This is a genomic window from Allochromatium palmeri (genome assembly GCF_009720725.1).
Classification (GTDB): Bacteria; Pseudomonadota; Gammaproteobacteria; order Chromatiales; family Chromatiaceae; genus Thermochromatium; species Thermochromatium palmeri.
The window spans coordinates 19,359-32,142 of the sequence record NZ_WNKT01000027.1 but is presented as its reverse complement, the minus strand read 5'-3'; the positions used below and the strand labels follow the sequence as shown (position 1 = coordinate 32,142).

Genomic DNA, 12,784 nt, shown 5'->3' with positions numbered 1-12,784 from the left:
GGGGACGTATCGCTCATGTACGAACAAGTTTCACACGCCCTACTCAACGACATCCTCGACGACCTCAGCCATCAGGTGGTGCGCGAGGATCTGCGCCATTTCTACACCCGGCTGGGCGCGAACTTCTATGCCATCCATTCGCTGTTTGCCCATCTCTATGGCCATCGCGAGGACTTCAAGGAGCGGATCACCGAGCTGACCGAGCGTCTGGCGCGCGCCTATATCGCGCGGCCTGAATCACTGCGCCAGCTCGACACCGAGCGCGAGGAGAACCACAACTGGTTCCTGAGCCAGGAATGGACCGGCATGGCGCTCTATCTCGACGGCTTCGCCGGCGATCTCCAGGGACTGACCCAGCGCCTGCCCTATCTCCAGGAGCTGGGCGTCAATCTGCTCCATGTGATGCCGATCCTGCGCTGCCCACTCGGCGCGAGCGACGGCGGCTATGCCGTGAGCGATTTTCGCGACATCGACCCGCGCGCCGGCACGGTCGAGGACGTGCGCGCGCTTGGACAAGCCATGCGTGCGCGCGGCATGCTGCTTACGCTCGATGTGGTGGTCAACCACACGTCCAACGAACACGAATGGGCGCAACAGGCGCGCAACGGCGACAAGACCTATCAGGATTTCTACTACGTTTTCCCGAACCGCGACGTACCCGACATGTTCGAGGAGACCCTGCCCGAAATCTTCCCCGAAACCGCGCCCGGCAACTTCACCTGGAACGCGGACATGGGTAAGTGGGTGATGACGGTGTTCAACCAGTATCAGTGGGATCTGAACTATTCCAATCCCGCCGTCTTCATCGAGATGCTCGACATCGTGCTGTTCTGGGCTAATCAGGGCGCCGATATTCTGCGACTCGATGCCGTGGCGTTTTTGTGGAAGAAGATCGGCACCACCTCGCAGAACGAGCGCGAGGCGCATCTGATCCTGCAAATGATGAAGGACTGCTGTCAGGTCGTCGCCCCAGGCACGCTCTTTATCGCCGAGGCCATCGTGGCGCCGTCCGAGATCATCAAGTATTTCGGCGAGGACGCCATCATCGCCAAGGAATGCGAGATCGCCTACAACGCGACCTTCATGGCGCTGCTCTGGGACGCGGTGGCGACCAAGAACGCCAAGCTGCTGAATCAGGGCGTCAAAAGCCTGCCGGTCAAGCTCGACCGCGCCACCTGGCTCAACTATGTCCGCTGTCACGACGACATCGGCTTAGGCTTCGACGATGCCGATATCCGCGCCTGTGACTATGATCCCTACGCCCACCGCCGCTTCCTGGTCGACTGGTTCACCGGGGCCTTCGAAGGCTCACCGGCGCGCGGGCGGCCGTTCGGCGTCAATCACAAGACCGGAGATGCCCGCATCGCCGGGGCGCTGGCCTCGCTGGCCGGACTGGACGCCGCGCTCGACTCGGGCGATCAGACCGCCATCAATCACGCCGTCAATCTCATCCTGACCCTGCACGGCATGATTCTGTCTTTCGGCGGCATCCCGCTGATCTGGTACGGCGATGAGGTCGGTACGCTCAATGACTGCTCCTTCCTCGATGATGTCAACAAAGCCAGTGACGCGCGCTGGATTCATCGTCCGCGCATCGACTGGAACCGCGTTGAGCGCCGGGGCGAACAGGGCACGGTCGAACAACGGATCTTCGACGGACTCAAACACCTGATCGCGGTGCGCAAGAACACCCCGGCCTTCGCCGACTTCAACAACCGTGAGCTGATCGAGGTCGACAACCCGCACCTGTTCGCCTTCCTGCGCACCCATCTGAGCATGCCGGGCAGCTCGGTGCTGGTGGCGGCCAACTTCGATCTTACGCCGCAATATCTCGACCTCGACGCACCCGCCTATCGCGGGCTGTTCCGGGGCGGCCAGATCCAGGATCTGGTCAGCGGCGACTCACCGTCCCTGCTCAACAACCGGGTGGTGATTCCGCCGTATCATTTTTACTGGCTCGCCGATCAGCGGGCGCGGTCGCTGCTCTAGCTCACGGGAGACTTCGCGATGTCACTGCTCAAACTCAAGCTCCACTGGCAGATTCTGATCGCGCTCGTCCTGGCCGTACTGGTCGGGCTGATCGTTGGACGTGAGGCCGGACTGTTCGGCGTCAGTTTCTACGCCCTCTTCGACTTCGTCGGCCAGCTCTTCCTCAACGCGCTCAAGATGCTGATCGTGCCGTTGATCGTGTCCTCGATCATCGTCGGCGTCTCGGGACTGGGCGGTTCGGAACATCTCGGGCGACTCGGCGGCAAGACGCTCGGCTATTACGCCATGACCAGTCTGCTGGCGATCCTGGTCGGCCTGACGCTGGCCAATCTGATCCAGCCCGGCGTGGTCGAGGGCGATCCGTCCGAAGTCTTCGGCTTCAGCGCCGAGGCCGCCGCCCTGCAGGAACGCATCGGTAGCCGTGATGCCGGCGACGTGGTCGAGGTCTTCCTGCGCATGATCCCGACCAATGTGATCGAGGCCGCCGCCGATGGTCAGATGCTGGGACTGATCTTCTTCAGTCTGCTCTACGGTTTTTTCCTCGCCCGGCTGGCCGAAGACCGGGGCCGCGTCCAGCGCCGGTTCTTTGAGGGTCTGTTCGAGATCATGATGCACATCACGGATCTCATCATGCGTTTTGCGCCCATCGGCGTCTTCGCCCTGGTCGCCAGAACCGTAGCCGATACCGGACTGGAAGCCTTCGGTCCGCTGGCGCTGTTCTTCCTGACCGTCACCCTGGCGCTGGCCACGCACTTCCTGGTGGTACTGCCGCTGCTGCTCTATTTTCTCGGCGGCGTCGATCCGCGCCGGCACTATGCGGCCATGGGCGCGGCGCTGGTGACGGCCTTCTCGACCGCTTCCTCCTCGGCCACGCTGCCGATCACCCTGGAGTGCGTCGAAAAGAACGCCGGCGTCTCCAACCGCACCAGCAGCTTCGTGCTGCCGCTCGGGGCGACGATCAACATGGACGGCACCGCGCTCTATGAATGTGTCGCCGTGCTCTTCATCGCCCAGGCCTACGGACTGGAGCTGACGCTCGGCACCCAGTTCCTGGTCGTCTCGCTCGCCCTCCTGACCTCGATCGGCGTGGCCGGCATCCCGGCGGCCAGCCTGGTCGCCATCGCCGTCATTCTGAGCGCCGTCGGTCTGCCGCTGGAAGGCATCGGTTTGATCCTGGCCGTCGATCGGCTGCTCGACATGATGCGCACCGCCGTCAACGTCTTCAGCGACTCCTGTGGCGCCGTCATCATCGCCCGCAGCGAAGGCGAGCACGACGTCCTGAAGCCCAGGCCAACCGTCAGCGCCCCTTCGGTATAGAATGCGCCGTCGATGCCACGCATCGATCCAACGCCACCGCTGCATTTAGAGAGATACCCGTTCCATGCCCAACACCGTATCCGCCCTGGACGCCCTAACACGCCTGCGTGAAGGCAATGGGCGCTTCTCGCAAAACCTCACCAGCCTCGATCGCATGATGACCTATCAGCGCCGTGCTGAGCTGACCGCCGGGCAAAAACCCTTTGCCATCATCCTCGGCTGCTCGGACTCGCGCGCGCCGGCCGAAATCCTTTTCGATCAGGGACTCGGCGACCTGTTCGTCATCCGCGTTGCCGGCAACGTGGTTGCGCCCTCCCAGATCGGCAGCGTCGAGTTCGCCGTCTCGCGCTACGACACCCGACTGGTCGTGGTTCTGGGTCACTCGCACTGCGGCGCGGTCGCGGCCACCATCGAGACCCTGCTTGAGGGCGAGGGCAGTACGTCGCGCAACATCGCGTCCATCGTCGATCGGGTCAAACCCTCGGTGCAGCCCCTGCTCGACACGGATCTGCGTCACGACTCCGACGCCCTGCGTCGCGCGGCCGTCCGCGCCAACGTCCGCGCCTCGACCAACCAGTTGCGTCACGGCTCGCACATCATTGAGTCGCTGATCGCAAGCGACGGTCTGCTCGTGGTCGGCGCGGAGTATGCGCTTGAGACCGGTGTGGTCGATTTCTTCGATGGAGTTCCGGACGCCTAGCCACCCGCCCTGACCGGAGCGCGACTGTGGATACTCTGCTGACCATCCCGGATCTGATCTTCCTGTTCGAGACCGACGGGACCATCGTCGACTTTCGCGGGCCGACCGACAAACTCTATGTGTCGCCCGAGCAGTTCATCGGCAAGCATCCCGGCGATGTACTTCCACCCGAGGTGGCGGCACTCTTCGACGAATATCTCGCTAAATCGCTCTCGAACCGTGATCTGGTCAGCTTTCAATACAGCCTGCCGATCGACGGCGAGTCACGCGAATTCGAGGCACGGATCAGCCGTTTGAGCACGGTCGCCCCAGTCCTGGCCATCGTTCGCGACATCACCCAGTACAAACGCCTGAGCCGCGAACTTGAGGAGGAGCGCGCTCGGCTCGCTGAGCGCGAAATCTGGATCGATACCATGTTCGCCCAGACCACGGATGCCATCGTGCTGGTCGATCCGAAGACCGCCCGGATCATCGCCTTCAATGATGCCGCCCATCTCGGACTCGGTTACACGCGCGAGGAATTCGCTGCGCTATCGATCCCGGATATCCAGGCTGAACACGTAACTGAGGAGATCGCCGCCAATCTCGTGGCTATCACGGCCGGTCGGATCCATAGTTTTGAGACCCGGCATCGCACCAAGGATGGTCGACTCCGTGACATTGCGATCACCTTCCGCACGATCGAGCACGAAGGACGCTCACTGGTTTCAAGCGTCTGGCGCGATATCACCGAAGACCTGGCCGCTGAGCGCGAGCGTCTGGCCCTGGTGGCCGACCTGCGACGCAGTCAAGCCATCCTGAGCCGCGCCCAGGCCGTTTCACGCACCGGACACTGGTATCTCGACATCCCAGGCGACCATCTGATCTGTTCGGACGAGACCTATCGCATCTTCGGTCTGCCACCGGGCGCACGGCTGACACTGGGACGCTTTCTAGCCTGCGTCCACCCTGAGGACCGGGACGACGTCGTCCTGGCGTGGAACAAGGCACTCGCTGGGGCGCCCTACCGCATCACCCACCGTATCGAACCCCCCGCCGGCGCGTGCTGGGTCGAGGAACGCGCCGAGCTGACCTTCGACGACTCGGGCCAGGCACTCGACGCCCTGGGCATCGTCCAGGACATCACCGAGCGTGTGGAGACCGCACGCGAACTGGACGCCTATCGCGGACATCTTGAGGAACTGGTCGCCACCCGCACCGCCGAGCTGGAAGCGGCCAAGGCGGCCGCCGAGGGCGCTAATCGCGCCAAGAGCGCCTTCCTCTCGAACATGAGCCATGAGATCCGCACCCCGATGAACGCCATCATCGGCTATGCGCATCTCATCCAGCGCGATCCGCTCACGCCGCGCCAGATCGAGCAGCTGAGCAAACTCAGTGACTCGGCCCAGCATCTGCTTCAGATCATCAACGACATCCTGGATCTGTCCAAGATCGAGGCCGAAAAGCTGACGCTCGAATTGCGCGATTTCGAGCCGGCGCGCGTGGTCGATCATGTCTTCAGTTTAGTCGCCGATCAGCTCCAGGCCAAGGAACTCGACACCCTGGTGGATCTGGATCATGTGCCGCAACGGCTGCGCGGCGATGGGGTGCGTTTCGGTCAGATCCTGCTCAATCTGGTCAGCAACGCGGTCAAGTTCACCGAGCGCGGGCGTCTCGTCATCCAGGCCCATCCGCTACCTCCGGCGTCCGACGGATCGGACGCTGCCGACGCACTGTGGCTGCGCTGGTCGGTGCGTGACACCGGGATCGGCATGACGCCGGCGCAGGTCGCCCGACTGTTTCGCCCCTTCGAGCAGGCCGACGGCAGCACGACGCGCCGCTATGGCGGGACCGGGCTGGGACTGGCCATCAGCAAGCGTTTGACTGAACTCATGGGCGGGCGCATCGGCGTCAGCAGCACACCGGGTCAGGGCAGCGAATTCTGGCTGGAGATCCCTTTCGAGCCGCCCATCGAGCCGGCACGCCCCGACCCTAAACTCTCGGGTCTGCGCGGACTGCGTGCCCTGGTGGTCGACGATCACATCGAGGCGCGCGAGATTCTGCTCAATCTACTCGAAGGCTTCGGTCTGCGCGTTGCCGCCGTGAAGACGGGCATCGAGGCGCTGGCCGCTGTCACCGAGGCCGAGCGGCTCGGCGATCCCTACCATCTGCTCACGCTCGACTGGCAGATGCCGGTGATGGATGGCATCGAGACGTTACAGCGTCTGCGCGCCCTGCGTCTGAAGCATCGCCCGAATGTGCTCATGGTAACGGCCTACGGAGAACAGATCCCCAGCGAATACGACCGGCAGATCGAGCTTCCGCGCCTACTCACCAAGCCAGTCACGCCCTCGGGTCTGCATGACGCCCTGATCGCCGTACTCCAGAGGAGCGAGGCATTGTTCGAGACGACCCAGTCCGCGCCACAGCCGCCGCACACCCTCATCCCAGGGGCGCGCATTCTGGTGGCCGAGGACAACGAGATCAATCAGGAGGTCATTCGTCAGTTGCTCGAATCCTTCGGGATGCGCGTGACGCTGGCCGAGAACGGACGCGAAGCCCTGGAAAAAATGCGGGCGGCACGCTACGACCTGATACTCATGGACGTCCAGATGCCGGTCATGGATGGTCTGGCCGCTACGCGCGCCATTCGCGCCCTGCCCGAGTACTCTGATCTGCCCATCCTCGCCATGACCGCCAACGCCTTCGAGAGCGACCGTCAGCTCTGTCTGGACGCCGGCATGAACGACCATCTGGCCAAGCCGGTCGAACCCGAGCATCTGAGCCAGACGCTCGCGCGCTGGCTGCCGCACGGCGCGCGGACCATCGACGCCTCGGACATGCCACCCGAGGCCGACCACCAGACCGTGAACGAAACCTCGCCGAACCAGCCGTTACTCGAATCCGTACCCGGACTCGATATGGCGCAAGGACTGCGCCCACTGCGCGGAAACCTGGCGCTGTATCTCCAGTTGCTCAGACGCTTCATCGAGACCCATCCGGATGAGGTGGCGTGTCTGCGCGAACATCTGGCCGGGAGCGATCTGATCGCGCTCGAACAGGACGCCCACCGGCTCAAGGGCTTGGCCGCGACACTCGGGGCCTATACGCTGCGCGATCTGGCCTACTCACTTGAGCAGGGCGCGCGCAACCATCAGCCCATCGAGCGGCTCCAGTCCCTGCTGGAGTTGCTGGTGGCTGAATTGGACGCCCTGACCGAACACCTGCAAACGGCCCTGACACACCTGAACACCGGCGCGCTGGCGCCAGCGTCGGGTGATGCCGTCGTGCTGGACCAGACGCACCTGGACGCCATCCTGACGCAGATCGAAGCCCTGCTATTGAGCCATGACACCGAGGTCAACGATCTCTTCGCGCGCTATCGACCCCAGTTACGCGCCGCATTCGGCGAGATCGTCACCCGGCTCGATCGTCAGATCCGAAGTTTCGACTATGATCTGGCCCTGGAGACGCTGCGCATGGTTTGGATGCCCGACAAAACATCTCGGAATTGAACTTTTTCGGAAATCGCCTTCAAAGGCTGTGTTTCCTCGATCCCGATGATCGCGGTCGGTCTTCGTTCACCTTCACGGAACCTCGCTCCATGTCACAGCCTTCTGAACCACGCGCCCTCGCCGTCCCCAGCAAACGTCTGAGCCGACTCTGGCATCTCGGACGCGCGACTGGCGACCTGGCCGCCGGCATCGGCGTCAAGGGTCTGATCGATCTGGCGCGCACCCGCGGCGGCGGTCAACCGGCGCGCATTCATCTGTCTCCGGAGCACACCCGCCGCTTCACCGACCGGCTTGCTCACATGCGCGGGGCCGTGATGAAGATGGGCCAGCTCATGTCGATGGACGGCTCGGACATCTTCACGCCCGAGGCCGCTGAGATCATGAGCACCCTGCGCGAGCGCGCTGAGCCGATGCCGCTGAGCCAGCTTGCGCGCGTGCTCGAAACCGAATACGGCGCCGGCTGGGACAAGCAGTTCAAGCGTTTTGAGTTCACGCCGATTGCGGCCGCCTCGATCGGTCAGGTGCATCGCGCCGAGACCCGCGACGGGCGGCGGCTGGCGCTCAAGATTCAGTTCCCCGGCGTGCGCGAGAGCATCGACAGCGACATCGCCAACCTGGCCATGCTCGGGCGCTCGTTCGGCATGGCGCCCAAGGGCATGGACATTGCGCCCTTTCTGGAAGAGGCGCGGCGTCAACTGCATCGCGAGGCCGATTATGACGCCGAGGCTGAAGCCTTGGAGTCCTATCGCGTCTGGGTCGGGGATGATCCGGATTTCTACATTCCGGCTGTGCATCGCGATCTGACCACGCGCAACATTCTGGCGATGGACTTTGCCGAGGGTGTGCCGGTCGACCGACTGGCTGGACCCGACTACCGGCGCGCTGAGCGTGATCGGGCCGCGACGCTGTTGATGCGCCTGACGCTGCGCGAGCTGTTCGAGTTCGGGCTGGTGCAGACTGACCCGAACTTCGGCAACTATCTCTATGATGCCGCGAGCGGGCGTATCGTGCTGCTCGATTTCGGGGCCACCAAGCCGGTCGCGCCCGAGCTGGTCGAGCACTACAGTCAGTTGGCCCGTGCATCGATTGAGGGTGATCGCGCCGGGATGCGTGCGGCCTCGGTCGCGCTCGGCTATGTCGGCGCCAATGATCCCGACGAGCATGTCGAGGCGATGATGGATCTGCTCGAACTGGCCTCCGAGCCGCTCAAGCATCCGGGGCACTACGACTTCGGCATCTCAGATCTGTTCGAGCGCGTCTACCATCGCGGGCGGGCGCTCTTCCATGCTGGTGTCTTCAGCACCGCGCCCGCGCCCGAAACGCTGTTTCTGCATCGCAAGTTCATGGGCTCGTTCATGCTCTCACGGCGTCTGCGCGCGCGTGTGGAGTTGAGCGAAATCGCGCGGGCCTGTTTGTAGGCCGGCGCGGGCGTTCCATCACGGCATCACAGCGCCAGCGCGTTGTTCAGACCCGCGAGCGGAACGCCACCGCGATGATGGATTCATCGGTGGCCGCGGCTGAGCATCGGTCGCCTCGCCACGGCAGGATTCAGTCAATTCTGGTGCATCGCACCGATCCTGTCTAAACTGACACGATTTGCGCCTCGGCTCTCACAGCGGCCCTCTCGCCCGAATCTCGTCATGGAACTGCATAGCTTCATCCTTTCAGCCATCGTGCTGCTGACGGTCGCCGCGCTGGCGGTGACGCTGTTCAAACATCTGGGGCTTGGCTCCATCCTGGGGCTGCTGGTCGCTGGAATCGTCGTCGGGCCGCATTCGCCCGGTCCCTATGTGACGACCCATGTCGAGGACGTGCGCAACTTCACCGAACTGGGCGTGGTGCTGCTGCTGTTCATGATCGGGCTGGAGATGCAGCCCAAGCGACTCTGGGCGCTGCGCCGCGAGGTCTTCGGCCTGGGCACGGTGCAGATCCTGCTCTCGGGGCTGTTCATCGCACTCTATCTCTCCTTCTACTCGCCCTCCTGGCCGGTGGCGCTGCTCATGGGCCTGACGCTGGCGCTGTCGTCGACGGCGCTGGTCATGCAGCTCCTGCACGAGCGCGGCGATCTGAGCACGCGCCACGGCACCACCGCCTTCGCGATACTCCTGATGCAGGATCTGGCCGTGGTGCCATTGCTGGCGATCGTGCCTCTGATGTCGGACCTGGGGCGTGCGGCCGAAGAGGTCTCATTGGGCCAGCAGGCCATGCATCTGGTCGCTCTGGTCGGACTGGTGCTGGTCACCGGGCGCTATGTGGTGCCCTTCGTGCTTGATCGGCTGCTGCGCCAGAACAACCGCGAAGCCTTCGCACTGGTGGTGATGCTGGCGGTGTTTCTCGCCGCCTGGGCTATGCACGAGGCCGGGCTGTCGATGGCGCTCGGCGCGTTCATGATGGGGATGCTGCTCTCGACCACCCGCTTCAGCTTCCAGATTCAGGCCTACGTCGAGCCGTTCAAGGGCTTGCTGATGAGCCTGTTCTTCGTTGCTGTCGGCATGTCGATCGACCTGCCGGCGATCGCCGCCCAGCCCTGGCTGCTCGCCCAGCATGTGCTGGTGATCCTGGCCATCAAGCTCAGCGTGCTGTTCGTGATCGCGCTCTTCTTTGGACTGCCGCGCGGGGTGGCGACCCGCGTGGCCTTTGTGCTTGCTCAAAACGGTGAGTTCGGCTTCGTGCTCTTCGGTTTTGCCAAGACGCTCGGACTCATCGATGACGCGACCTTCGTCATCGCGCTTAGTGTGATCTCAGTCAGTATGATGCTCACGCCCATTCTGGTGCGTATCGGCGATCGGCTGGCGTGCCGACTCGAACGGCGTCCAGGACTGATTCAGTCGTTCGACGAAACGACCACAGGCGTCTCACCCAAGGGGCGTGTGGTGATCGGCGGCTATGGGCGCGTGGGCCACACCATCGCCACCCTGCTGGAAGTCAATGAAATTCCCTTCATCGCCTTCGACACCAATCCGATCAATGTCGAGCAGGGCGTGCGCGATGGACGACCGGTCTACTATGGCGACGTCGGCGATATGGAACTGCTGACGGCGGCGCATGTGGAGGGCGCCTCGCTGGTGGTATTGACCATCGACCATGGTCCGACCGCGCATCGTGCCGTCTCGCATATCCATCAGGCCTATCCCTATGTCCCGGTGATCGCCCGCGCACGCGACCTGAATGCCTGCGGCAGTCTGATCCGCGCCGGAGCCACGCGCGCCTATCCAGAAGCCATCGAAAGCAGTCTGCGACTCGGCGCCGAGGCGTTGCAGATGCTCGGAGTCTCGACCGAGGAGGTGGATTCGCTGCTCCAGGGCGTGCGCGGACAGAACTATGCGCAGGTGGTCGAGTAGAGAAGCCGGATGGCATCCGTGCCGATCAGGCGCTCTCGGTCCCGCCGCTCTGTAGCTGGATTTCTTCGCTGTGGACCAGCTCCCAGCCGCTGTAGAGCAACACCAGCGGATGGAGCCTAGCCCCGCCCAGGGTCTCGCGTACCCGTCGATCCCCGGCATAGCGGCATAACTGTGTCCTTGCCTCCTCAAGCCGCTCCTTGCGCCGATCCGGAGCGTCTTCGCTGCGCTTGAGATATTTCAGTTCGATCAGATAGGCGTGTCCCATGTCCGGATAGCGGAAATGGAAGGGCGCCAGATAGAGGTCGACGAAGCCGCCGCCCTGTTCCTGTTCGGTCCAGACCTGGAAATAGGGCGTGAGATTGAGCCAGGCGAGCAGGAAGCCCTGGATCATCTTCTCGCCCTGGAGATAGTCGCGCACGCTGGCCTGTTCGCCGATGCATTCGGCCAGATAGGCGAAGAAGGGTTGCCAGTCGCCGCGCCAGGCCATGGCTCGCAGCCGCTCGCCGATCTGCCAGCTCGCCGGAGTGAAGATGCCGGCATCGGCATAGGCTTCGCGCAGATAACCGTAGAGCAACTGGCGCACGGTGCGATTGGGTACCTGTAGCAAGGGCGTTCCCTCGCACTCGCCGGCGAAACTGAGCAACCCCAGGTAATAGAGCAGTGAGACGAAGTTCTCGGGTTGATGCAGCCGCTCGGCGGGAAAGCTGGTCTGCACCGGACTGACCACCTCGCCCGACTCGATCAGCGCGCGCAACTGACTGAAATTACCGTTGAGCACCACACCATCATCAGGCGTCTCGGGACTGACGCGCGCCATCTGCTGATCGACCAGCAGCAGATGGCGCAGCTTGCCGTAATCGATGCGCACGTTGTGGTCGATCAGTTCGTCGGGCGGCAGGCCCTGATCACCCAGAGCCTGCAAGTAGTAGAGCGCCATGTCGCTGTTGACGATCGGCTCATGGCGTCCCTTGTTGAAGTGATAGTGGTTGTACCACTCGTCGATGATGGCGCGGTGCGGCGCCAGATCCTGTCCGAAGGCGGTGAACAGGGCCTCCAGCTCGGCATGGGTGAAGCCCAGCAGACCATTGAAACGTGCATCCAGACTGATGTTGCGCCCGATATTGAAGCCGCTGGTCACGTCGTCCATGGTCAGCGGCGAGACGCCGGTGATGAACAGCCGCTCCAGTCCGCCGCCGCTCTGCCCGGTCGCGCCCTTGAGGAGGGCGAAGAAGTCGCGGAAGAAGCCCCCGCCATGCGTCAGGGCGCGATAGGCCTCAGCGCCCTGGCGCACCAGGATGTTGTTGGCGAAATGGTCGTATTCGTCGATAAACAGATAGAGACCGAGCCGGCACTGGGTGAGTACCCCGAACAGATGCTGCAATTTCTGGGTGCTGTTCGGCTCCCGGCGGATCGCCGCGGCGTCCTCGGGCGGAATCACGGCGGCATGGCGCACCAGCAGATCGTCGATGCGCAGACGCAGATGGGCGTCGAAGGAGGCCGCGATCTGCTCGGGCTGACTGGTGGCGACCATCGAGAAATCGAAACGCAGCGTCAGATACCGGCCACGCTCGGGCGTGGGATGGGCGTGGATCCAGGTGCCGCCGAAGAGTTCGTCGAACTGCTTGGCCCACTCGGCATCGTAGTAGCACTCCATCACCGATTGCAGCAGACTCTTGCCGAAGCGGCGCGGGCGGATCAGGAACAGAAAGCGTCCGGCCTGCTCCAGATGTGGCAGATACGGGGTCTTGTCGACATAGTATTCATGGCCCCGGCGCAACTTGACGTAGTCGGCCACACCGTAGGGGATGCGTAAGGGCGTTTGGGCTGGGATCGTCATGGATGCGGCCTCCTGATGACCGGGATCTAGCAATGGTCGATGACCTGATGCCGTTGCAAATGAAGCGCTGCAGGATGCGGTGACGCCGGAACCGCATCGGTTGCCA

The 12,784-nt window shown here is 63.3% G+C and carries 7 protein-coding genes; 6 read left to right on the top strand and 1 reads right to left on the bottom strand.

Annotated elements, in window-relative coordinates:
• Positions 1-15: 15 nt before the first annotated feature.
• From GJ668_RS12530 to GJ668_RS12505, 6 genes are all read left to right on the top strand, one after another.
• Entirely contained in the window at positions 16-1,989 is a 1,974-nt protein-coding gene (locus GJ668_RS12530) for an alpha-amylase family glycosyl hydrolase (protein ID WP_155450490.1), read from the top strand.
• 18 nt (positions 1,990-2,007) lie between these two features.
• Positions 2,008-3,306: a dicarboxylate/amino acid:cation symporter gene (locus GJ668_RS12525; RefSeq protein ID WP_155450489.1), complete on the top strand. Its 1,299-nt coding sequence runs from the start codon at positions 2,008-2,010 to the stop codon at positions 3,304-3,306.
• A 64-nt stretch (positions 3,307-3,370) separates the two neighbouring features.
• Positions 3,371-4,006 carry a carbonic anhydrase gene (locus tag GJ668_RS12520; RefSeq protein WP_155450488.1) on the top strand — a complete coding sequence of 212 codons (636 nt, stop codon included), beginning with the start codon at positions 3,371-3,373 and terminating at the stop codon, positions 4,004-4,006.
• A gap of 26 nt (positions 4,007-4,032) precedes the next feature.
• Complete coding sequence (locus tag GJ668_RS12515; RefSeq protein ID WP_155450487.1) at positions 4,033-7,500, top strand: response regulator; 3,468 nt, start codon at positions 4,033-4,035, stop codon at positions 7,498-7,500.
• Positions 7,501-7,589: 89 nt separating this feature from the next.
• Complete coding sequence (locus GJ668_RS12510; protein ID WP_155450486.1) at positions 7,590-8,918, top strand: ABC1 kinase family protein; 1,329 nt, start codon at positions 7,590-7,592, stop codon at positions 8,916-8,918.
• A gap of 222 nt (positions 8,919-9,140) precedes the next feature.
• Complete coding sequence (locus tag GJ668_RS12505; protein WP_155450485.1) at positions 9,141-10,841, top strand: cation:proton antiporter domain-containing protein; 1,701 nt, start codon at positions 9,141-9,143, stop codon at positions 10,839-10,841.
• Positions 10,842-10,866: 25 nt separating this feature from the next.
• On the opposite strand, the gene GJ668_RS12500 is transcribed toward GJ668_RS12505, so the two are convergent.
• Positions 10,867-12,678: an AAA family ATPase gene (locus tag GJ668_RS12500; protein ID WP_186343081.1), complete on the bottom strand. Its 1,812-nt coding sequence runs from the start codon at positions 12,676-12,678 to the stop codon at positions 10,867-10,869.
• Positions 12,679-12,784 lie beyond the last annotated feature (106 nt).